Source organism: Flagellatimonas centrodinii (assembly GCF_016918765.2).
GTDB lineage: Bacteria > Pseudomonadota > Gammaproteobacteria > Nevskiales > Nevskiaceae > Polycyclovorans > Polycyclovorans centrodinii.
The window spans coordinates 3,252,579-3,276,324 of record NZ_CP092104.1; the positions used below are offsets into that span (position 1 = coordinate 3,252,579).

The 23,746-nt window shown below is 66.0% G+C and carries 17 protein-coding genes; 6 read left to right on the top strand and 11 right to left on the bottom strand.

The annotated features are described in order from the left end of the window. Positions 1-35 precede the first annotated feature (35 nt). From JN531_RS15665 to JN531_RS15690, 6 genes are all read right to left on the bottom strand, one after another. Positions 36-2,114 carry a DUF1302 family protein gene (locus tag JN531_RS15665; protein ID WP_228349788.1) on the bottom strand — a complete coding sequence of 693 codons (2,079 nt, stop codon included), beginning with the start codon at positions 2,112-2,114 and terminating at the stop codon, positions 36-38. 27 nt (positions 2,115-2,141) lie between these two features. Continuing rightward, positions 2,142-3,101, bottom strand: a complete 960-nt coding sequence (locus tag JN531_RS15670; protein WP_228349789.1) for a WD40/YVTN/BNR-like repeat-containing protein — start codon at positions 3,099-3,101, stop codon at positions 2,142-2,144. 68 nt (positions 3,102-3,169) lie between these two features. After that, positions 3,170-4,546, bottom strand: coding sequence for a DUF1329 domain-containing protein (locus JN531_RS15675; protein WP_228349790.1), 1,377 nt, complete (start codon positions 4,544-4,546; stop codon positions 3,170-3,172). 128 nt (positions 4,547-4,674) lie between these two features. Then, entirely contained in the window at positions 4,675-7,092 is a 2,418-nt protein-coding gene (locus tag JN531_RS15680) for an efflux RND transporter permease subunit (protein ID WP_228349791.1), read from the bottom strand. Between the two features lie 302 nt (positions 7,093-7,394). After that, positions 7,395-10,082: a winged helix-turn-helix domain-containing protein gene (locus JN531_RS15685; protein ID WP_228349792.1), complete on the bottom strand. Its 2,688-nt coding sequence runs from the start codon at positions 10,080-10,082 to the stop codon at positions 7,395-7,397. 47 nt (positions 10,083-10,129) lie between these two features. Further along, positions 10,130-11,602, bottom strand: coding sequence for an aminotransferase-like domain-containing protein (locus JN531_RS15690; RefSeq protein ID WP_228349793.1), 1,473 nt, complete (start codon positions 11,600-11,602; stop codon positions 10,130-10,132). A gap of 74 nt (positions 11,603-11,676) precedes the next feature. Between JN531_RS15690 and JN531_RS15695 the strand changes: the two genes are divergently transcribed. The 3 genes from JN531_RS15695 (at position 11,677) to JN531_RS15705 (ending at position 13,538) form a co-directional block, all read left to right on the top strand. Continuing rightward, positions 11,677-11,934, top strand: a complete 258-nt coding sequence (locus JN531_RS15695; RefSeq protein WP_228349794.1) for a hypothetical protein — start codon at positions 11,677-11,679, stop codon at positions 11,932-11,934. Then, positions 11,921-12,538: a class I SAM-dependent methyltransferase gene (locus JN531_RS15700; protein WP_228349795.1), complete on the top strand. Its 618-nt coding sequence runs from the start codon at positions 11,921-11,923 to the stop codon at positions 12,536-12,538. The genes JN531_RS15695 and JN531_RS15700 overlap by 14 nt, the downstream gene beginning before the upstream one ends. Before the next feature lie 109 nt (positions 12,539-12,647). Further along, positions 12,648-13,538, top strand: coding sequence for a universal stress protein (locus JN531_RS15705; RefSeq protein WP_228349796.1), 891 nt, complete (start codon positions 12,648-12,650; stop codon positions 13,536-13,538). Between the two features lie 55 nt (positions 13,539-13,593). Here JN531_RS15705 and JN531_RS15710 read toward each other — a convergent pair whose 3' ends face one another. Beyond that, positions 13,594-14,346, bottom strand: coding sequence for an SDR family NAD(P)-dependent oxidoreductase (locus JN531_RS15710; protein WP_228349797.1), 753 nt, complete (start codon positions 14,344-14,346; stop codon positions 13,594-13,596). 139 nt (positions 14,347-14,485) lie between these two features. On the opposite strand from JN531_RS15710, the gene JN531_RS15715 reads away from it, so the two are divergent. Further along, positions 14,486-15,076 (top strand): TetR/AcrR family transcriptional regulator, encoded by a 591-nt coding sequence (locus JN531_RS15715; RefSeq protein ID WP_228349798.1) that lies wholly within the window; start codon positions 14,486-14,488, stop codon positions 15,074-15,076. Between the two features lie 6 nt (positions 15,077-15,082). Here JN531_RS15715 and JN531_RS15720 read toward each other — a convergent pair whose 3' ends face one another. The 4 genes from JN531_RS15720 to JN531_RS15735 form a co-directional block, all read right to left on the bottom strand. Then, a complete protein-coding gene (locus JN531_RS15720; protein ID WP_228349799.1) occupies positions 15,083-17,002 on the bottom strand; it encodes an alkaline phosphatase D family protein in 1,920 nt (639 codons plus the stop codon). 63 nt (positions 17,003-17,065) lie between these two features. Continuing rightward, a complete protein-coding gene (gene greB, locus JN531_RS15725; RefSeq protein ID WP_228349800.1) occupies positions 17,066-17,584 on the bottom strand; it encodes a transcription elongation factor GreB in 519 nt (172 codons plus the stop codon). A 1-nt stretch (position 17,585) separates the two neighbouring features. After that, positions 17,586-20,297, bottom strand: a complete 2,712-nt coding sequence (locus JN531_RS15730; RefSeq protein ID WP_228349801.1) for an efflux RND transporter permease subunit — start codon at positions 20,295-20,297, stop codon at positions 17,586-17,588. An 8-nt stretch (positions 20,298-20,305) separates the two neighbouring features. After that, entirely contained in the window at positions 20,306-21,088 is a 783-nt protein-coding gene (locus JN531_RS15735) for an outer membrane lipoprotein-sorting protein (protein WP_228349802.1), read from the bottom strand. 159 nt (positions 21,089-21,247) lie between these two features. Between JN531_RS15735 and JN531_RS15740 the strand changes: the two genes are divergently transcribed. Both JN531_RS15740 and JN531_RS15745 read left to right on the top strand, forming a co-directional pair. Next, positions 21,248-22,246 carry a ketopantoate reductase family protein gene (locus JN531_RS15740; RefSeq protein ID WP_228349803.1) on the top strand — a complete coding sequence of 333 codons (999 nt, stop codon included), beginning with the start codon at positions 21,248-21,250 and terminating at the stop codon, positions 22,244-22,246. Then, entirely contained in the window at positions 22,243-23,685 is a 1,443-nt protein-coding gene (locus tag JN531_RS15745) for a protein adenylyltransferase SelO (protein ID WP_228349804.1), read from the top strand. The genes JN531_RS15740 and JN531_RS15745 overlap by 4 nt, the downstream gene beginning before the upstream one ends. Positions 23,686-23,746 lie beyond the last annotated feature (61 nt).

A 23,746-nucleotide genomic window follows, 5' to 3' on the forward strand; every position in this document is an offset into this window, starting at 1 on the left:
TGCCCGGCGTTCGTCACTGCATGAGGAAGCAAAAATCAGAACTGGTAGCCGATCCGCACCGTCAGTTCATCCGCGAAGTCGACCGTCGACAACAGGGTCTCGTTCGGGTTGTCGGCACCCAGATCGCCGTCAATGAAGCTGTAGAAGGCCTCGAAGGTCCATTCACGCGAGGGCTTGTACTTGATGCCGGGCTGCACCAGCAGACTGCCGCGGGGATCGTACAGCGCGGCGAAGCCGATGCGGTAGACATCCTGCGGGAACGGCTGCTGGAAGGCGAACACGAAGTAGTTGGCATCGCTCACGCCGGTCGCGGCCGCGAACTCGGAACCGCCGTAGCCACTGAGGTGACGTCCGAAGATGTCATCGGTGGTGCGATACATGTACTGGAACACCATGTAGGTGGCCGGGAAGGCCACCGAGAACCGGTGGTACTTCTCCAACACCAGGGCACCGACCCAGGCATCCTCGACGATGTAGTTGCGGCTCAGCGAGGTGGCAGTGAAGGTGCGATCCGGCGTGTAGCTGGCTTCCAGGTTGATGATCAACTGGTCGAGCAGACCGCCGGGGGCACCTTCCGTCACATAGCTGGCACCCAGACCGTACACCTGCTCGCGGAAGTACTCGCGCGCAATGTGGCCGCGCAAGCTGCCACCGGCGGCGATGAAGAAGGTGTTGAGCTCATTGAAGCCCCCTTCATAGGTGTCGGCCACCGAGGCGGTCAGCGCCTGCGCGGCAGGAAACTCGGCGATGGCCGCATTGAGACCGGCGAGGCCGTCAAGACGCACCTGGGCCGCATAGTTGAACCACTCGTTGGCCGAGTAGACGCCGCCCGGCGCCGCCTCGAACGGGGTTTCCGCCAACAGGGCGCCGGAATCGTTGCCCTGCAGGGCGAGCAACAGGTTGACGTAGCTGCCGAGTGTTCCCAGCTGATCCGGCAACGGCGTGGCGACGTTGGACTTGGTCCAGCGGAACACGCCGTCGGGGTTGATCCGCTCGGAGGCGATCGCCTGCAGGCCCCACTGGCCGAAGTTGCCCTTCAGGCGCAGGCCGTAGCTGAGATCATCGTCACGTCCGCTCTCCTTGTACAGGTCATGCACGGTGAACTGCACCGGGATGATGTTGTACTGCGTGTTGGGGTTGCCCAACACCGAGGGCTGGAACTTCTGCACGAAGGCATCGGCCAGCACCGAATCGGTGATCTGGTAGCCGAGACGAATCCCCAGCGAGGGGATGCGCTTGTCGGAAAACTCTTCCTGGGCGTAGTCGAGCAGCGAATGCCGACGCAGGTCGAGCCCATTCGGCACGTCCAGCACACGGAAGAAGATGGCCTGGCCCCAGGCGATCTGCTGGTTGCCGATGCGCAGGTTCAACGGGCCGTTGTTGTACTGGAGGAACAGGGCGGGGAAATAGATCTGGTAGTTCTCCCCGGTCCACTCCAGCGGATTGGCGCGACCGCCGCCCTCGACCCGATAGTCAAAGTAGTTGGGCGAGCCGGCGTACAACTCGGGATCACCGCCGAGAATGCTGGCGCGGCTGTTGGCAATCGAACGCGCATCGAATTCGTCGTACACCGCCGGATCGTAAATACCGCGCAGACGCCCGATCAGCGACCAGTTCTGGCCATAGCGAAGCCCGATTTCCAACTCACCGCGCAGAATCGCGTAGTTGATGTCGTTGTCGACCCGCGGGATCGGCGTGCCCTCCATGAGGGCGGTGTCAAAGCCGCGCAGCCCCGGCGAGCTGGTGTCGTTGGCGACGCCCGGGGGAAACGGAAGCGTGGTCCAGGTACCGATCTCCGGAACGGCGCCGACGATCGGCCCCAGGATAGGCCCGAGAATCACCAGATCGCTGGCGACGGTGCTGATCAGCGCCGGCGGCACAAAGGCCTGACGCTCGATCGACCGCTCGTTGAACGTGTTGCCCAACTGGTTGAAGGGGTTGTCGTAGCTGCTGGTGGAGTACGAACCCTCGGCGCGAACGAACCCGCCCACCGCCAGGTCGAAGTCACTCCAGAAGCCGTCCGCCAACGCGGCCGAGCTGAACGTCAATACCGCTACCACGAACGCCCAGCGGCCACGAATGGCGCGCTGCTGTTCCCTGTGATCCCTGATCATTATCCGTGCTCCTCGTCTCGTTGATCTTTATTCGGTCGCGACCCGCACGACCTGCCCTGCCTGCCCCACAGCCAGCAACGTGCCGGTGTCGCCGGCCGCTGCCACGTCGGTGTACCAGTAGGTCCCGATATCGCCTTCGCGATGGGACACCCAATGCCCCCCATCGTCATTGCTGGTCAACCATTCCCGCATACCGGCGACCACCACCGTGCCGTCGGTCCACGACTGCACCGCGAACAGGTTGGTCTTGGTATTGGTTTCCTGGCGTTCCCAGGTCACCCCGAGATCACGGGTATGCAGGATCACCCCGTTCTGGCCGACGGCATAGCCTCGGCCGTCATCCCAGATTTCAATCGCGAACATCGAGGCATCGCCCCGATGGACCACGGCCCAGTCTTCGCCGCCGTTGTCCGAGCGCAGCACCACGCCGTACTCGCCCGCCACCAGCACCACACCCGCATCGGTGACGCGGACATCGTAGAGGTGGGGCTCGATACCCTGCTGGTCACTGTCCAGTGCCGGCCATTCGATCGCCACCATGTTCCAGTTGCGGCCGCCATCGGTCGACCGCAACAGGGCGCCAAACGCCCCGGCCGCCACCGCCAGACCGTCGGCGTTCACGCCGACCGCCATCAACCGCTCTTCGGTTGGCGACGACACGCTCTGCCAGCCGTCGGCGCCCCGTACCGCAATCGCCCCCATCTGACCGACGGCGACGGCGTGGTTGCCGCGCTGATCGACACCCAGCAGCGCCAACGAGGTGCCGGGCACGGAATGGCGTGACCATTCAACGCCGGCATCAGCAGATTCAAAGATGGTGGCATTGGTGCCCACCGCCAGACCACGGGCGCCATCCATGTCGAGGGCGAACAGCGCTTCGTGGGCGGTGCCCACGCGAACCGGCTCGGTCTCGAGCGCCAGCGCCGCGACGCAGGGTAGCGCCAGCAGCAGCGTCACGATCCCTCGCAGACCCTTGGAAAATTGCATAGCCCCTCCAGTCAGACCCGGCGCCTGCCCCTATGGCAGGCGCCGGATATCAACGCCGTGATGAACGATCAGACCGCGCCGAGGCGGGAGATCGCGTTCACGGTCATGTACTTGTTGTACACATCCACACCTTCATCACTGAACAGGCTCTTGTAGCCGCCGGTGGTCGATTCGGTGTGGGTGATACGGCTCATGCGGTTGGCCTGGATATCGTGGCTGAGCACGTAGGTCCAGGACCACGCCGGATTCCCCTTGCCGTCCTTGACCGACTTGTCGCCGGCGCTGTACTGCGACCAGCCCGGCTCGAACGACTTCCACATTTCGCCGCGGCGGTCGTAGGTGATGTAGGCAATGAACTGCTGGTTGCGAACATCGATCCACACCCGCTTCTTGCCCACCGGCGCACGCGGATAGCCCACCGGCTCGGCTTCCAGCACGATGCACTCGGGGCACATCGAGAAGTTGGTGTCGAGGAAGGTCTGACCCTTGGGGCCGCCGTGATAACCGATTTCCCAGTTGTCCTTGTCGCCCGCCCAGTTGTCGCTGACGGCACCCAGCATCGGCTTGCGCTCGATGATCTTGTAGTTGCCCCAGGTCATCATCGGGTCGCCGGCGGCCCAGGCATCGGACAGGAACCAGGTGATACCCGGCAGCAGCGGTTCGAAACGCTGGTTGGTCGGGAACTGGCGCACCCGACGGAACGCCGGCAGGTAGCCGTGAAGATCGGGGAACTTGTTCTGGTCGTAATGCCAAACGCTGAGGAAGGAGCTACCCGAGGTGTCCTGCGGCGCGGTGAACCACACCGACTGCAGGCGGAGCAGGTCTTCACCCTTCTCGAACACGGTGCCATCGAGGCGGGCATTACACTGCAGCTCGGCCCAGACGAAATCGTACTGGTAGGCCTGCGCACCGGCGGGATCGATGTCCCACTGACGGATGGCGTACTGACAATAGTCGTGACGCCCCCAGGACAGGGTCAGGTTGGCGATCGCCTCTTCGCCGGTGCCGGCTTCGGTGAAGGGCAACCCGCCCAGCCAGCGTTCGCCGGACTGTGCGTAGATGTTGCCATCCTCGCCGATCTTCGCCTTGCCGCGGTTGCGCAGCGTCGCCTCGAGAAAGTCGTTGGGGTGAAGCTTGGTGGGGTCGGTGACGGTCGGCACGATCTTGATCCGACGGCCCATCGTCTTCACCTGCTGGAAGGTGATGGGGTCGAGAAGGTCCTTCACGGCGTCGACGTTGTCGGCGGTCACGAAGTCACCCGTCTTGATCTTGCCCTTGGTGTACATCTCGACCGAGGTCAGTTCATCGGGGTAGGCCTTTTCCATGCTGCCATTGGCAATCATCGGCCAGAGCGGTGCCAGGACACCCGCGGCTGAGGCGCCCTTGAGGGTGCGCTCCAGGAACAGGCGGCGGCTGTAATCGACATCAAACTTGCGGATATGCATACGTAGCTCTCCTCACTTCATTGACAACCCGTGATCCGGTGGTTGTTTCCGGGGCCCGGAACGCGAGCGCGAATTCAGACACGGGGTGGTTACGATCCAACGACCGATTTGGACGCATCGAACTCCCCCTATTTGGCCGGCACCATCGATGCCGAGCCGAGACCGGCTTGCGCCGGGTCCTCGAACGCGGACAGATCGACGCTCTCACCGACGAACAGATCCTTTCTACCGACAAAGTGCGGCTTCAGCAGCCACACCAGCAGCGGCAGCACCACCAGCGCCAGCACCATGTTGATCAACATGATGAACACCAGCAGCAGGCCCATGTCGGCCAGGAACTTGAGGCCCGACAGGAAATACCAGGGCAGAATCGCCAACAGCATGATGCTGGCGGTAAACATGATCGCCTTGCCGGTGGTGGTGTGGGCAATGGTGATGGCCTTGCCCCAGTCGCCATCTTCGGTCTGGTATTCCTCGCAGATGCGCGACAGCAGGTAAATGCCGTAGTCGATACCGACACCGACGCCGATGGCCGCAACCATCAGGGAGTTGACGTCGAGCCCGATGCCCATCAGATGCATGATGGCGGTCAGCAGGAAGTTGGAAAGATTGACCGGGATCAGCAGCACCAGGCCCGCCACCATCGACCGGTAGGCGAAGCTGCAGGCGATGAAGATTGCGAGATTCAGGAGGCCCAGAATCACCCAGTGGAAGCGTGACACCACGTTGTTCATCGCCTGCTGCAGGGCAATGGTGCCGGTGCCCAGCCGCACGGTGAAGGTCTCGAAATCGGTGCCGACTTCTTCAATGGCGCGGCGCGCCGAGGCCAGCGCCGCATCGACGGTTTCCTGCTTGTTGTCCTGGTACCACAGCGATACCGTGGAGTTCTGCATATTGAAGTCGATGACATGCGAGAACGCCTTGGTGCTGCTGCCCAGCGTAACCGCCGTGGCCGCCGCATTGGTGGCACCGTCATTGGGGTCGATTGGCAGCCATTTGGGGTGCCCACCGGCGAACAGTCGGTTCCCCTCCATCAGGTAATCGCCGAACGACAGGGTCGCCCGTGGCGGATGATCGCCCTGCTCCATCAACTGCTGCAGGCGGAACATCGTGCCCACCGTCTCGGCCTGACGGGCAACCCGGCTGGGGTCGTTCGGGTTCTTGGCTTCCAGCACGATTTCCAGCGTATTGACGCCCGGGAAATTGCGGTTGATCTGCCGGACCGCCTCGTTGTACTCGGAGTCGTACCACAGCAGATTGGAGCCCTCCACTGGATTCCCGATCTTGATCTGCAGCGCGGTGAACACCGAGAACACCGCCAGCGCCGCAACCACCACCGTGGTGTAGCGCGCACGCGACCCGTGGGTCAGCGACGACACGCCCCGCAGCACCGTCTGGAAGCCCTGCTGGAAGCCGCCGTTGGCTTCGCCGTCGCCCACCAGCTTGTCAACGTTCTTCGGCGGCGGCAGTGATGCCAGCAGCAGCGAGATCAGGACCACCCCGGTGGGGATCATCCAGATCGCCCAGAACCCGCAGAACAGGGCGAATCGCTCCATCGCCGGAATCGGCGCGATGGCGATCAGAAAGATGCCGACGGTGTCAGTGAAGATTCCCAGCACCGACGGCGCCATCATCACGCCCATGGTGATTTCCGCGGCCTTGCCACGGTCACCGACCTGGGCATAGATCTCGTAATAGCGTTCGGTGAACTGCACGCAGTGGGAGAACGATCGCGCCACCAACAGCAGCGGCACGATCATCAGCAGCGGCTCGATCGGCGAGCCCAACCACCCCATCAGACCGAAGCCCCAGATCGCCGCCACCGTGCTGGTGATGATCGGTGTGACGATGCCAACCACGTTGCGCATGTACAGCACCAGCGCAAAGATCAGCGCCGACAGGGTGATGGCAAAAATGCCGATCATTTGGGCCTGGTACTGATAGACCCATCCGGTCAAGGCCGGCTGACCCGCCAGGTAGACGTCATGTTCGTCGTCGCGGGCGGCTTCCACCAGCCCCTGGACGTATTCAAAGGCGTCGCCGTAATCGAGCAGCCGCTCGATGAAGGTGGCATGCACCAAAGTCGCCGAGTTATCCCGGGAAATAAGAAATTCACGCGAGTTCGGTGATTTCTCCACCCGTTCGCGAAACTCCGCCAGTTCCTCGGGGGTTGCCGGAACGCGGTCTTCCATCAACGGCCGCATGTCGATGCCGTACGGCGTGGCTTCGGCATAGCGCGCCTTTTCGGTCGCGATGGACAGGATCTGGTCGTGATCGACGCCGGGCGACAGGTCGATGTCGCGCGTCATCTGCCACACCTTCTGCAAGGTTTCGGCGTTGTAGATATCGCCGTCCTTGCGCTGGATCATCACCGTCATCGTCAGCGGGTTGCCGAAATTCGGGTGGTCCTTGAAGACCTGGACGAAGGGATCGTCCTTGGGCAGCAGGTCGGAAAAGATGGTCTTCAGCTGGACCCCGGGCAGCCCGAGGCCGAACCCGATCGTCACCAGCACGAAACCCACCATCGACAGGCGACGGTGGCGCATGACCCATTGGGCAAGACGGAAACGGAGCGCGTGCACTGGCGCCCCCTCAGTTGGCGGTGCCGGCAACGCCGGACCACATCGACAGGTACAGCGGCAACACGCCGCACGACAGGCCCTGCAAGGGGCGGCTCACCAAACCGAATGGCTGCAAGATCGTTCTCCTGACCCGCTTTGTATAGTCACCATCACCCCGGCCAGGGGCGACGCTGCTCCTCGTCGATGCATTAGGGCGCAGGGCCTCGGTGCGTCGCACTACACAAAAGGGTAGTTTTGCCCTCCCCACCCCGGGGAGACCGTGCGGCCTACTCGATCAGGCCGAGGCTGCGGGCCGCCGTGATCGCCTGCAGGCGACTGCCCACGGCGAGCTTGGCGTAGATGTTCTTGAGGTGGAACTTGACCGTGTTTTCCGACACGAAGATCCGCTTGGCCATGGCCTTGTTGGACACGCCGTTGCCGAGCAGGATGAGGATCTCCTTCTCGCGGTCGGTCAGCGGCTCCAGCGGCGCCTCGATCACCGCCCGCCGAGCCCCTCCCAGATCGGTGCCGGAGGCCCGCAGCAGCCGCTCGACGTAGTCACGGCTGACGCCACCGCCCTCCCCCGGTTGTTCCAGCAAGGCCTGGCAGGCCTGCCGCAACAGCTCCATCAGGCCGGGCCCCTCGTCGAGAAAACAGCGGATGAAACCGCCCGGCGCGGCCAGCTGCAAGGCCCGTTGCAGGCTTCGCTGGGCGGCATTGTGCGCCTCGCGGCGCCGATGCAGCAGGGCTTCCAGCAGATACAGACGAATCTGTCGGTAAATTCGTCCGGGCTGGATCTCCAGGGCCGTGGACAGCCACTGCTGGGCATCGGCGATCTGACCGCTGTGGATCGCCAGACGGATAGCGCCAAGCCGGTCATCGCAGGCATCGGCGGCGATGGTGAGCCAGGCCGGCGGCTCGGGGTCGACCGGCGCCAGCTCGGCGATCGCCCGGGCGTGCTCGAGCTGACCGGCGATCAGCGCCCGCCGCACCCGCTCCCAGGCAAACAACTGCAGCAGCCGCGGCCAGCCGTTGGCGCGGGCGAGCCCCTCGGCCTCGTCCAGCACCTCCAGCGCACGGGTGACCCGTCCGCGAGCGTCGAACACCCGCACCGCCGCAAGTTGGGCGATGGCGAGAAAATCCGGCAAGGTCGACTCGACAATCATTTCCCGATGCTGGCCGTAAAGCGCCTCGGCAGCATCAAGGTCGTTGGCTTCGTACAGCGCCCACAACTGGCAGGCCACCAGCGATGCGGAAGCCTGCGAGGCATCGGAGCGCACCCAGGGCTCGGTCTGCGCCACACGAAATCGTTCCAGCGCCTGCTGCAACTCGCCCTGCAACAGCATGGCCATGCCGGTGACACCGACGTTGTAACCGCTGCTGAAGGAGGCGGCACCCCGCTGCGAATACATCCGCGCCACCGACAGGCATTGACGGGCCGACTCGAACGCGCCCATCGACAGATGACGGTAGGCGGCCAGGTTGCCGGCTGCACCCAGTTCAAAGGCGTCGAAGCCTTCGGCGTCCTCGACCGCAAGATCAATCTGCTCGACCCGGGCGAAGGCATCCGCCAGGTCGTCGCCGGAGATGGCCGCCATCGACAGCACCACCGATGCGTTGACCACCCCGTCACGATGAAACCCCTCCAGCGCCTCGATAAAGGGCTTCAGGCGGGCACGGCGATGCAGGAACGTGAGGGCATAGGCCGCCTTGACCACCAGCGACGGCCGAGCCACCACCTGTTCGAACGGCAAACGGTCGAGCCAGCGCTCCATGGTGATCAGCTGCGCATCGGCGATCAATTGCGGCGACCAGTGCTCGAGCAGATCGGCGGCCTGTTCGAGGTCCCCGGCGGCCAGCGCATGGTGCATCGCATCATCCGGCCGCGCGTGCTCCGCATGCCAGGCCGCGGCACGGCGATGGACCTCTTTGGCCATCCCCGGCGACAGGGTTTCGAACTGGTCCGCCAGGAACGAGGCGAAAAGCCCGTGGTACTTGAACCAGCGACCGTCGATGTCGAGGTTGCGCAGGAACAGCCCCGACCGCGCTACCCGCAACAGCAGGTCCTGGGCGTCGGCGCGCCCGGTCACCGCCTCGCACAAGGGCGCACACAGGCGGGTCAGCAGGCTGGTCTGCAGCAGGAAGGTCTGCAGCTCCGGGTCCTGCAGACCGAGGACATTGTCGGTGAGGTATTCGGCCAGCTCCCGCGGCCGGTAGGCCGCCAGATCCGCGAGATCGCGACGGACCTGCGGACTCGCCAGCGACAACCGGAACAGTTGCAGGGCCGCCGGCCAACCCTCGGTGCGACGGAAGATGACGTCGAGTTCCTGGTCGCTGATCGCCTGCTCGCCGGTGTGCCCGAAAAAGGCGCGCACCTCGTCGACCGAAAAGCGGAGGTCATCGGCATGAAGAATCTGTGCCTGCTGGTTGACCACCAACCGGGACAGGCCGACGTCCGGCACCGAGCGCGAGCCGATGAACAGATGGACCCGTTCGGGCACCCGCTCCAGCAATTCCCGGAAAAACAGGTGCAAGGCTCGCGAGGTGATCGTCTGCAGTTCGTCGATGAACAGCGCGACCGGCTGGGGCGCCTGCAGCAGACGGTCGATGATCCAGTCCGAGCGCCGCCGCCAGCGCACTGCCGGCGCCTCCTGCATCTCATCACCGACCACTTCGCCTACCAGCATTTCCATGTGTCGGAAAAACCGTCGGGGATCGTTGTCGGCATCGTCCAGTGTCAACCAGCCGGTGACCATGTCGTGATCGTCACAGGCCTGTTTGATCTGTTGCAGCAGGGTGGTCTTGCCATGCCCGGCAGGCCCCTGGAGCAGGGCGATGCGCGGCCGGTCTTGACCCAGCAGGCGGGCCAGCAGGGCGGTACGAACGACGGCACGCGGCGGCGCCGAGGGCGCGAACAATTTGTGCGCGCACACCTCGATCGTTACAGCCTCCTTGTCGCGAGGCAGGTCGCCCATTCCGCGCTCTCTCTCCAGGCCGGCCAGCCGGCATCTCGGGCTGAAGCCTAGTCTAGTGTCCGCGAAGGCGCCAAATCGTCCCCGCCATCGGCGGCATGGCTGAGCCTGCCGAGCCGTTGCAGCGCATCCGCCAGGGTGTCACTCCAGGCGGCCCCCAGGTTCAGCCGGATGTGGTCGTGACAACCACCGGACGGCGAAAACACGAACCCCGGCATCACCGAAATCCCGTCTCGCAAGGCGGCCCGGTAGTAGTCAATTCCGTTCATGCCGGGCGGCAACTGCAGCCACAGCAGGAACCCGTAACGCGGCGTCGCCACGCGCGTGGCCGGGTGAAAGTGCGCATGCACCTGCTCCAACGCCCGACTGCGGGTGTCATCGATGGTCCGCACCACCCGCCGCAACTGATGCTCCAGGCTGGCCTCCCGCAGCAGCTGCGCCAGCGCCTGCTGTGTCAACGGGGGGCAGCCCCAACTCTGTCCCAGCCAGTTGCCGAGGACCGCGGCATGATGTCGGCCGGCGATGATCCAGCCGAGCCGCAGCCCCGGTGCGATGACCTTGGAAAAGGAGTTGCAATACAGCACATTGCCCTCCGTATCAAGGGCTTTGAGCGGCGCGCAACGGCTGCCACCGTAGCGGGCGTAGTCGCCGAACACGTCGTCTTCGATCAGCGGCACCCGGTAGCGTGCCGCCACCGCCACCAACCGCCGCTTGGCCGCCTCGGGCATGCAGGCGCCCGTCGGGTTCTGCACATTGGCCGACACCACCAGCGCCGCCGGCGGCTTGCGCTCGCAAGCGGCCTCGAACGCATCCACCGACACCCCGTTGACCGGATCGGTGGCGAGCTCCAGCACCTGCAGGCCCTGGGCTTCGGCCGTCATCAACAAGCCGTAGTAGGTCGGCGACTCACAGGCCACCACATCACCGCGCCGGGTCAGCGTCCGCAAGGCCAGTGCGACGCTGTCGGCGGCGCCGCTGGTGATGATCACCTCATCGGGGTGCACGCTGCAGCCGAACCGGGTCATGCGGGCGGCGATGGCCTGTCGCAGATCCGGCAGCCCGGCGCCGGACATGCTGCCCAGCAGTCGCCCCGCATCCCGGTGGGTCACCCGCATCAGACTGCGGGCCAGCGCCTTGATCGGCAACAGGGCCGGCGCCGGAATCGCGGCGCCCAGCGGCAACGTATCGCCCCCGGCAACGTGCTCGAGGATCTCGTTGAGCACGTCAGCGCCACTGACGGTGCCGGCGCGCTGCGCCGGACGGGTGGGCGGCGGCGGTGGCCGACGTGCCGGCAACCGGGCGAAGTAGCCGGATTGCGGCCGTGCCTGGGCGTAGCCCCGTTGCTCCAGCAGCCGCAACGCCGCCAGCACCGTACTCATGCTCAGACCTTCGCTGCGACTGAGCTGACGGATCGACGGCAACCGCTCCCCGGGGCGGATGGCGCCACTGCGAATGCCCTGCTCGAAGCGCCCGGCGAGCGCCCGGTAGCGCAGTGGCTCATCCGGCAACTGTTCTGTCTTCATTGGCTACTTTTGTATCTGTTACGGTCAGCGCCAGCTTGGCAGAGTGGCGGCCGCATCGTCCACCGGAATCGTGCATGTCACCGCCCCGCCCGCTACCGCCCGTCACCAGCGTCCGCCCGCCCCGGCGCAGCCGTCCGGGGCGATTGCTGCAGGATCTGTTGATCGCCTTCACCCTGGCCTGCGCGGTCGGGCTGCTAATTGGCTATGCTTCGCGTTCGGCCCTCTGTGAGCCCACCGCAGTGTCTGCCATTCACACCGCACAGGACTGCGCCGGCCGGCCGCAGTCGATCCCGCCCGAACAACGCCTGGAACACGCCCTTGAATCTCTATGATCGTTACCTGATGCCCGTGCTGATCGACGCCTGCTGCGGCATGAAGGCCGTGCAACGCGAGCGCGCCCGCCTGTTGCCACTGGCGCGCGGTCGCATTCTCGAAATCGGCATCGGCACCGGTCGCAACCTGCCCTTCTACGCCCGTGAGCAAGTGGAACAGCTGATCGGCCTGGACCCGGCCGAGCAAATGAACAGCAAGGCCGAACGGCGCGCCCGCGAGGCCGGTCTGACAGTCGAATTGATGACCCTGTCGGCCGAGACCATCCCCGCCGCCGATGCCAGTTTCGATACCGTGGTCTGCACCTTCACCCTCTGCACCATTCCCGACGCCGACGCCGCGTTGCGGGAAATGAAACGGGTCCTCAAGCCGGGCGGCCGCCTGCTGTTCTGTGAGCACGGCCTGGCGCCCGATGACAGCGTACAGCGCTGGCAACATCGGCTGACCCCCTGGTGGAAACCGATCGCCGGCGGCTGCCATCTCAACCGCGATGTCCGTCCGATGCTGGAACGGGCGGGGTTTGCCATCGAACAGTTCGAGGCCAGTTATCTGCAGGGCCCCCGGCCGCTCACCTACGTTTCCCGCGGGGTCGCGCGGGTGGCATGACGACCGTGGGGTTGACCCAGGTCAGCTCGGATGACGGTGCGAAGGCGTAGGGTAGAGGACGTCGCTGTCGTTCCAGGCGGCATCGTGGCCCTCGACTTGGAGACGCAACATGACCGACCTGCACCGCATTCTGTTTGCCACCGACTTCTCTGAAGCCTCGCACAACGCACAGGCGCAGGCCGTGCAACTGGCCCGGCACCACGATGCCGAGCTGCACCTGCTCAACGTGCTGGTGATCCCGCCAGCGGCGTATGTGCCGGAGCACGTGCCGGACCTTGATGGCCTCACCGAGGCCATGCGGGCGCAGGCACGCCGTCAGATGGATCACCTGGTCGACACCATCGGCATACCGGTCGCGCACTCGCTGCTGTCCGGCTTTGATGCGGCCACTGTTATCGCCGACCACGCCGAGAAGATCGATGCCAGTCTCATCGTGGTCGGCAGTCACGGTCGCGCCGGCCTGAAAAAGCTGTTTCTCGGCTCCGACGCGCAAGGCGTGGTGCGTCTGTCCAAGCGACCGGTCCTGGTAGTAAACGCCCGACACGGCAGTGCGCCGGTCAGCGGTGGCTTCGACAACATTGTCGCGGCGGTGGATCTGTCCCCCGCGTCGGCTGACGCCCTCGCCGTGGCGGCGGCACTGGCGCGCCAGCATTCGGCCAAGTTCGCCGTTCTGCACGTGGTCGAGGACTGGCCGATCCCGCCCTACTATCCGACGCGTTTCGAGCAGGCGCAGGTCGAGCATGGCACCGCCGGGCTGGCAGCCTTCCTGCAGGACCACCCGGTTCGACCGGAGCCGCAACGCCAGGTGGTGGCCGGCTCGGCCCCGCAGGTCATCCTGCAGTACGCCGAAGCCGATGGCCGCGACCTGATCGTAATGGCCCGCGGCGGCATGGGCAGTTGGGCGCATTTTCTCCTCGGCAGCGTGACCGAGCGGGTCCTGTCACGGGCACCCTGCTCGGTCTGGGTCTGCGGCCGTTCCGCCGCATCAACGGACGCCTGAACGGTGCGCGAGGTTCGCGGCGCTGCGACGATGGCGCGCCGCGCGCTGGCCTGCGCTACCGAGCGGAAAAGCCGCCGTCGACCGGCAGCAGGGTGCCGGTGACATAGCCCGCAGCGGGCGAGCACAACCACAGGACCGCATCCGCAACCTCGTCGGCACTGCCCGGCCGCGGCAGTGGCAGTTGCCCGATCACCGCGCGGGTCGCCTCGGCATGGCGGCTGAACAGGTTCAGGCCCATGCCGGCATTGATGAATCCTGGACAGACTGCGTTGACGCGGATGCCGTCGCCGCCATAGGACAACGCGGCCGACTTGGTGAGCCCGGCGATCGCATGCTTGGTCGCGGTATACGGTGCGCTGATGCCGCCGTTGATACCGAGCACCGAACTGTTGTTGACGATGGCGCCGCCGCCGGTTTCGCGCATCCAGCGGATCTCGTGCTTGAGGCAATGGTAGGTGCCGGACAGGTTGACGCGCAGCGCGGCCTCCCAGGCCTCGTCATCGGTGTCGGCCAGGCCGACACCGCCGCTGCCGCCGACACCGGCATTGTTGAAGGCGGCATCCAGACGGCCGTAGCGGTCTCGCAATCCGGCAAACAGGCCGGCCACGGCGACGGCATCCCCGATGTCGCAGGGCCAGGCCTCGGCTTCGCCACCGGTCGCACGGATCGCCGCCACCGTGGCGTCGAGCGCTTCAACATTGCGATCGCTGGCCGCCACCTCATAGCCGGCGGCAGCTGCGCGCTCGGCGGTCGCACGGCCGATACCGCCACCGGCACCGGTGATCAACAGGAGAGGACGTTGTGGCATGGGGGCTCCGGGGGCGGACAGGCTTCAGGGTAGCGGCAGGTCTGGACAGATGCATGTCACATTCGTGGCGCGCTATCGATCCGGTCGTTTCAACTCGTCGGTGACTGGTGCATGATGGCCCGCCGGAGGGACGCTGACGATGACTGACCCACAACCGCGCCGTAGTGCCCGCGACCGCATTTTCGAAGCCGCGCGTGAACTGTTCTACCGCCGCGGCATCCATGGCGTCGGTGTCGAAACCATCGCCCAGGCGGCCGGCGCCACCAAGATGAGCCTGTATCGGGCCTTCCCCTCCAAGGATGCGCTGGTGGCCGAATGTCTGCGCGCCTCCGAACAGGACTTCTGGGCCTGGTGGAATGAAGTCGTGGCGCCGCATGAGCGCGACAGCGAAGCGCAGTTGCTGGCCCTGTTCGACGCGCTCGCCACCAAGACCTGCAGTCGCGATTCCCGCGGGTGTGCCATCGCCAACGCCGCCGTCGAAATCGGTGACAGCGAACACCCGGGCAGAGCGGTGATCGTTGCTCACAAGCGCACGGTGCGCGCGCGCCTTCGACGCCTCTGTGCCGGCCTCAACACCGAGGCGCCCAACGACCTTGCCGACAGTCTCATGTTGTTGATGGAAGGCGCCAATGCCACCCGTCTGGCCTTTCGCGCACATGGTCCGGCGGCCAGCGTCGGCGATGCGGCACGCCGACTGGTGGCCGTCTATCAGGGCAGGAAGCCGCGCTGAACCGGGTCAGGCCGGCCGCAGCACGCCCTCCGGGGCCGGCTGATCCTGCCGCTCACCGACCGTCGCCACCACCGGCAGGCCGTGCAGCGCCACCGTATCCAGCTGGTCGCGGAAACGGGGGCTGGGCAGCGCAGCAGGGTCATCGTCAGCCCAGCTGACCATCTGCATCCCGAGAATATCGGGGCTGTCCGGGGTCAGCTTGTCCTGCCACCAGTATTCGAAGATCGCCCGCTCGGCGCTGAGGTCGACGATGCCGTAGCCGTGATCGACCCACTCGATGAACTGGACATTCTTGTTGCCGGTGGCAACCACCAGTTCCAACGCCCGGGCGCCGACCACGTTGAGCAGCTGCGGGTTGCCCGGCACGGCATTGGCGAAGATCTCGTCGGCCCCGCCCCGGCCCATGGAGCTGGGCGCGAACTCGACACCAACGCTGTTGCCCCGCAGGTTGAGCGGCCCGAGGTTGCCACTGGTGGCGCGGACCATACCGGCAAGCCGGTTCTCGACGGTCGAACCGCTGCGCAGCGACGGTAACGGCAGCCCCGACACATAAGGCGAGAGCACCGCATCGTTCTCGATGAGGTCGGCACCCAGGTTGCCGTGCGCATCACCCGATACCAGCACCGTCCCGCGCACCCGCAGCTGCTGCGGATTCTCACCGCGCAGGTGCCGGAACAAGGCGGCCCGTTCGCCGGGATAGTCGGCCCATCGGGACAGGCCCAGCTTGGGCAGCGACACGCCTTCAACGATCGACGGCACGTCCACCGGGCTCATCCAGGTCTGGTTGTTGACGATCTTCCAGCGCACGCCGCGCTGTTCGGCATCGACCAGACCGTTCGACAGCCAGTCGAACTGCCGCCGACCGAACAGGGTGGGCTCACCGTCAGCTAGGTGCCCCGCATCCAGGGGCTGGTCGTACCGGGGGAGGCCGATCTGGGTATCGACGCCGAAAATCTCGGCCATCGGACCGAACGGCAGTCGCCGATAAACCAGTCGCACGTTTTCCGGGACCGGATAGCGGCCATCGTCAACCAGCAGAAAGTCGCCGGAGCCGTCAGCCCGCACCGGTCGGGATGGCGTCCATTCCCAGAAGGCCCGGCAGGTGTCGTCCAGGGTGGTGTCGCCGGACAGGCCATCAAACGGCGTCGGCAACTCGTTGCCGTACCCGGGGTCGATGTCATGGTTGTCCCAGACGATCATCCACGGGTGTTGCTGGTGGGCGCGGCAGAGGTTGGGGTCAGAACGATACAAGGCGTAACGCCGACGGACCTCGTCGAGATTCAGCCAGTCTCGATAGTCGACGTCCGCGGTATCGAACCGGTTGCCGCGGGCCCGCACCTCTTCATCCTCGTCGACGAAATCGTAGATGTAGTCGCCGCAATGCAGCACCAGATCAAGGTCGTTGCGCCGGGCCAGGTGACCGTAGCCACTCCAGTGACTCGACCAGTAGCTGGAGCAGGCCACCACCGCCAGGCGCACCTGCCCCACCGCGGACGCCGGTGCCGTGCGGGTACGACCGGTGATCGAACGGCCGCCGAGGGCCTCGAAGGCGTAGTAGTAGGTGGTGGCCGGCTGCAGACCGGTGACATCGACCTTGATGGTCCAGTCGTGCTGCGCTACCGCCGCCTGGGTGCCCTGGCGGACGACATCGTTCAGTCCGGGGTCGCGGGCCACCGTCCAGCGCACCGGCACGGCTGCGGCGCTGGGTTGCGCCTCGGTGACGCGGGTCCAGATGATCACCCGGTCGCCGAGCGGGTCACCACTGGCGACGCCATGGCAGAACGGTGCAGTGGTCACGGTCGGAAAATCGAAATCGGCCGGTAGTCCATTGACCCCCTCCGGCGCTGTGCTGTCCCCGCACCCGGACAGCACTGCCAGCGTGCCCGCGCCCCCCAGCGCCTTGAGAAATCCCCGCCGCGTCGTCATCGCCCCTGCTCCCGTGCGTAATCCCCAAGCATCGCAGCGTGCTGTGACAGCGCCATGATCCGATCAGTCTTCGAGATCCGGTGGCGCGTCGTATCGCAGCGCGGTGATTTCCAGAACCTGCCGCCCTGCCGGCAGCATGACCGTCACCACATCACCGATCCGCTTGCCCAACAGGGCCCGCGCCAATGGCGCATCGATGCTGATCCAGCGGCGGGGCGTATCCACTTCGTCGGCGCCGACCAGACGAAAACTGCGGGCGACCCCCTGGTCATCCTCAACCACGACCCAGGCGCCGAAGTAGACCCGAGACGGATCGGCGGGGGCCTGCGCCGCCACCTGCAAGACCTCCAGACGTCCGGTCAGGTACTGCAACCGCCGATCGATCTCGCGCAGTTCCTTCTTGCGGTACTGGTATTCGGCATTCTCGGAGCGGTCGCCCTCCGCCGCCGCCGCCGCCAACGCCCGCACCACCTCCGGTCGCCGACTGCGCCAGAGGTGTTCGAATTCGGCCTTCATGCGCGCCTGACCCTCCGCCGTGATGTACGGCGAGGCGGTGGGCGCGGGCGGGCGCCAACGCCCCACCCTACTTCACCATCGCCGTCATCCGGGCGATGCGTTCGGCCTGGATGCGGTTGAGGTTGCGAAACAGGGTGGCAGCAATGCGCGGATAGCGAAGCCGGACGCGCTCAAGATCCTGGGAGTTGAAGCGCAACACCCGCGCAGGTGTTACCGCGGTGACATGGGCCGTGCGCCGCTGGCCGAAATAGCCGGTCTCGCCGACCACCGCACCGCGGGTCATCTCGGCCAGTACCCGGCGCTCGCCGTCCCGATCGACCCAGACCTCCAGCCGACCATCGACGATGACGTACATGTCGCGGGCCACCTCCCCCTCGCGGATCACCGCCGCCTGCGCCTCGACCACCTCCATGCGCGCCATCAGGGCGAACAGGCGCGCCTGCCGCAGGCTCAACCCGGCAAACATCGGAATGGTGTGCTGGGGCGACTGCCCGAGGTCGAGCCGCAGCAGGTCCCAGAGGCTGACGATACGCAGCTTCGATCCCAGGGCGGGGGTCAGGGTCAGGTCGACACCCCACGCCAGCGCCAGGGTCAGCGCCGACAGCCAGCCAAACTGCACCTGGTTGCGCAACTCACTGCCGGTGAACACCAGAAATCCGAGGATCAGCGCGATGCTGGTGAGGGTGACCGGCCGTACCGTATGGCCCAGGGCGGAGGCGACGGCCTTCTGCTCGCTGCCGCTGGCACGGGCATCGTGATTGAACCGCGTCAGGAAATGGATGGTGTCGTCGACCGCAATCCCCAGCACGATGCAGGCGATGAGGCTGGTGGTCGGATTGAGGCTGACGCCGGTGAGGCCGAGGAGGCCGAAGTAGGTGACGATCGGTGCCAGATTGGGCAGCAATGCCAGCGCCGCCGCCCGCAGCGAGTTGAACAGTACGCTGAGCATCAGCAGGATCACCAGCAGCGCGACCCCCATCGACTGCCACTGCCCGCTGGCCAGCACCTCGACCGTGCGGGTGGCGATCACCGGTGTCCCGGTCAGTGCCGCATCGAGCGGTCGTGGCAATTGCGCCAGCCGCGCCTCGGTGCGCTGCACGAAATCGGCAATGGCGATGGAGTCATCGACATTGAGCCGGATCGAGACGACGGCACTGCGGAAGCCCGCATCGACCGCCCGCTTGAGCGCCTCGGAACCCCCGAACACCAGAATCTGCTTTGCCGCCGCAGCACTGTCGGGAATCCGGAAATACGCCGGATCACCCTCATTGAGACTCTGGTTGAGTACCTTCAGGTGGTCGACATAGGACACCGCCGCACCGACTTCCGGCTGGCTCCGCAACCACCGCTGCAGCTCGTCGATCTGTCGCAGCAACTCCGGTTGCGTCAACGCGTCGTTGACGTAGGTCTCGATCAGGATCGACACCATGGTGGCGCCGTTGAAGGCGGTGTTGAGCGTCTCGAAGTCGGCCCGTACCTCGGACTCCGGCGAAAAGTTGCCGATATAGTCGGCGCCGCTGCGGATCCGGGTGGCGAACAGGCCGGCCACCACCATCGCCACCACCGACAGCCCGATGATGATGCTGCGATAGCGCACGTCGAAGCGGGCCAGCCGTTCGGCCAGACGGGTCCACATGGCCGTACCCGGCAACGGCCCGTGGGCGGCGCATCCGGCGATCTCGAGCATCACCGGCAGAAAGGTCAGCATCAACAGGATGGCAATGACCACGCCCGCCGATGCCAACCCGGCAAACTGCCGCACGGCCGGCAGCGGTGACAGCCCCAGGGCGAGAAAGCCCGCGGCGGTGGTCGCGCCGCAGAGCAGCAGTGGCAGACTGGCCCGACGCAGCACCCGCAGCAGCCGTCCACGATCATCTGCCGGATTGGGCGAGAAGAATTCGGCCAGCACGTGGACGGCGTATGACAGCGCCAGGGTCAGGATCAGCGGCGGCACGATCGAGGTCACCAGGTTAAGCGGCAGCTGAAACCACACCATCAGCGCCAGCGTCCACAGCAAGCTGATACAGATGGTCACCGTCGCCACCAGGGTCGCCCGCAGGCAGCGGAAGGCGACGGCGAGCATCAGCACGATCAATACGAAGATCGCCGGCAGGGTGAATCCCAGGGTGTGCAGCAACGCATCCGTGGTAGCCGCCTGGATCACCACTGCACTGGTCAACCAGACCGCTTCAACCCCCTCGACCCGGGCCGCTGCGCGCAGCACCGCGGCCATGTCGGTGCGCCGGAAGGTTTCAGCATCGACGCCCTCCAGGCTGATCACGAAGGCCGCAAGCCGATCATCGTCGGTCAGCAGGGACCCGGCATAGAGCGGGTTCGATTCGATCTGCGCCGCCATCCCCGGGATGGTCTCGGGCTGCTCGACCGCCAGCCGGCTGAACGTGCTGACATCCAGACTCTGGGCATCGGCCAACAGGTTCGGCGCAGTGGCCAACGACAGCACGTCGCCGACGCCCGGCACGGCCAGCAGCGCGGTGGTGGCGCGTTCAACGCTGGCCAGGCCCTCGGCGCTGAGGACCGATGGCAGTTTGACCGCCAGCAGCAGGCGGTCGCTGTCGCCAAACGCCGTCTGCAGCCGTTGAAATACCGCCTGCCCCTCGTCGTCCGCGGGCAGCAGGCGCTCCAGCGACGGGTCGATCTGCAGCCGCAGGCGGCCGGTTTCGAGATCAAACAGACTCAGCGCGGCGGCCAGCGATATCAGCGCCGTGGCCAGGATCACCCGGCGCGGGTGCGCCACCAGCCAGGCGAGGATGCGCTCCATGATCGCGGTCAGTTGCCGAGGTAGAACAGACTGGGGTTGAACAACCGGCCGGCGATATTCTCGCCGCTGGTGACGCCGGTGATGGTGAGGTCGGTGTGGGAACCGGCGCGCAGATCGAACATGGTGGTCTCACCGGCGTACCAGTACTCCCCGGCGCGAGCCAGGCTGGCGGCCGGACTGATCAACCGTTTGACCACGCCGTCGGCGTCATGGAATTCCACCTTGAGGGCGACACAACTCTCCTGGTCGACCCAGGCCTGAAGATGGGTATAGCGCTCGGCCTCGGTATCGAGTTCGCGCATCTCCATGACATGAACCGGGCGCCCGTCGACGGTTTCCGCCGGCAGCAACCGGCCATTGGCGCCCTCGAAGGCGTTCTGCATGTGGCGCAGGTCGTTGTAACTGAAGTCGGTCCCGAACAAGGGGTTCTCGCGGGTGCCCCCGAGAATCCTGCGCACCTTGTTGAGCGCCGGCAGGTAAACGAACATGTCGTCGCGACCGTCGGCGGTCTCGCGCATCAGGTAGGCGGCGTCACGCAGGTCTGCCGGCGCATCAATGCGCAGGTTGGCACGCATCCGGTCGTCCTCGCGCGCCGCGTGCAGGCGGCCGCGGAGGATGCGCTCGCCGCCCCCGCGATCCACGGTGCGCAGGTCGAAGCTCTGGACCCGGACCGTGGGCGGGATATTGCCGCGCATGCAATCGGTCACCGCCGCGAGGCTCGTCGCGTCCGTGGCCAGCAACGGCCCACTGGCCAATCCCCACAGCACCCCTGCGACGTGGCGAATCCTCATCCGGCGCTCCCCTGACGGTCGGTATCGACCAAGCTTACCGCCTTCGGGCCGCGGCCGGTCCTGCGTTTGTCGGTTGTGGGTCCCGGGGGTAGCCTATGGACAACGGCACGACCCGCAGGGCCGAGCCAAGCGCATTCCATCCAGACAGGGCAACAGCACATGATTCTGCTCGTCGGCGCCGGTGCAGTCGGCACGATTCTCACTGCGTACGTCCTCAATGCCGGCAAGGAGCCCATCAAGGTCTATGTGCGCGACCGCGATCTCAGCGGCATGCAGACCGTCGACGCGGTTCGGGTCGATCACGTCACCAGCGGACGCCCGCCCCTGATCCTGCCGAAGCCCGCACTCACCACCTCGCTGGACCTTGCGGGGGTCGACTACCTGGTGCTGTGCGTGAAATTTCCCGACCTCGCGGGCGTGCTCGAGCAGATCCCCGCCATTCCTTCGGGCTGCACCCTGATTTCCACCCTCAACGGCGTCAACAGCCTGCGGGTGATCCGCGAGCGCTTCCCGCAGGCGCGCGTGGTGCCGATGAGCATCATGTTCAACGGTCAACGGCTGGGGCCCCTGCACGCCCGCATCACCACCAAGCCGATCGTCATGGCCGGCAGCGACGATGCACGACTGCTGGGCCTGTTCGGTCGCTCCGGCATGCAGGTGCTGCAGGTGGCCGGAGAAGCGGCGGTGTGGGGCAAGTTGCTGATCAATCTTGCCAACGCCATCGGCGCCGCCACCCACACCACCTTCAAGGACCTGTTCACCCATCCGGATCTGCGCGCCTGCTATGTCGGCGTGCTGGATGAGGCGATCGCGGTCCTGGCCGCGGCCGGCATCCGCTACAAGCTGCCGATGCCGGTGGGGTATGCCGGCTATCGGTTGTTGCTGCTGCACGGCGGGCCGGTGCTGTGGTGGATCGCCAAGTTCAAGAACGGGCTCGAAGAGGGCAGCTACCCGTCGATGGTGGCGGACCTCGAGCATGGCCGGATCACCGAGATCAGCCAGCTCAACGGCGAAATCGTCTGCCTCGGCGAACGCTGCCGGCATCCGACACCGGTGAACCGGGAGCTGACGGCGCTGATCACCGCGATGCATGGCGCGCCCGCCAAATACCTGACCCCGGGTGAGTTGCGACAGCGCCTCGGCGTCGGCCGCGGATGACCGCGACGCCCTACGAAACCGCCTGGGGCGCTCTGGGCGAGCCCTGGGCGGTTGCGGTCGAGACGACGCCGCTGCCGGATCTGAAACTGGCGCATGTATCGGAGACACTGGCTGCCACGCTGTCGTTGCCCGGGCTCGCGGCCGGCAGCCCGGCGCTGCGGGCGGTGATGGCAGGCGCACAGCCCCTGCCCGGCGCGCAGCCGGTGGCGACCGTCTATGCCGGACATCAGTTTGGCCAGTTCGTCCCGCAACTGGGGGACGGCCGCGCCCACCTGATCGGGGTCCACACCGATGCAGCCGGGGCCCGTCACGAGCTGCAGCTCAAGGGCAGCGGCCCGACACCGTTCTCGCGCTTTGCCGACGGCCGGGCGGTGCTGCGGTCCAGCCTGCGCGAATACGTAGCCAGCGAGGCCCTGCACGCCCTGGGCGTCCCCACCACCCGGGCACTCGCCCTCGGCGTGTCCTCCGAGCCGGTGCGACGCGAACGCATGGAGCGTGCGGCCACCGTACTCCGCGTGGCACCCAGCTTTCTGCGCTTCGGTCACTTCGAATACTGGGCCTATCGGGGTCAACTGCAACAGCTTCGTCAGCTCGCGGACTGGGCGATCGCCAACTGGTTTCCCCAGTTCGAGGGTCGCTACGCCGACTGGCTCGGTGACATCATCGACCGTACCGCAGACCTGATCGTCCACTGGCAGACGCTGGGTTTCTGTCATGGGGTGATGAACACCGACAACATGAGTCTGCTCGGCCTGACACTCGACTATGGTCCGTACGGTTTTCTCGATGCCTACGATCCCGGTCACATCTGCAACCACAGTGACGAGGCCGGGCGCTATGCCTACGACCAGCAGCCGCATGTGGCGCACTGGAATTGCGCGCGACTGCTGGAAGCCTGTCTGTCTTTGCTCGATCCCGACCAGGACCGCGCGCTGACCACGGCACGGGCGCTGCTTGAACGGTTTCCGACGCGCTTCCGCGCGACCGCCGGACGCGCCTGGCGCACCAAGTTTGGTCTCGGCGAACACCGCGACGACGACGACACGTTGATGAATGGCTTCCTCGATCTGCTGGCCCGCGGGCGCCATGACTTCACCACCTGCTTCCGCGCCCTGCCGGACCCCGACCGGCTGCACGACCTGATCCTCGATCAGGCCGCGCTTGACACGTGGTACCGCCAGTACCGCGATCGCCGCGACGACGAGCGCGCCGACACGGTTGCCCGGGAGGCCCTGCAGCGATCGGCCAATCCGGCACGGGTGCCCCGCAACCACCTGTTGCAACTGGCCATCACCGCAGCCGAGCAGGACGACTTCGCGCCGCTGTCGCGACTCATGGACGCCCTGTCGGCGCCCTACCAGGATGCCGACGAATTCGCCGACCTGGCCGACCTGCCGCCTGCGTGGGCCGCCGCCCTCAGCGTCAGTTGCTCATCCTGACGTCGCCGAACTTCCGGCCGACGGGGCGTTCATATGCAGTACCAGAACCAGAACCGGCATC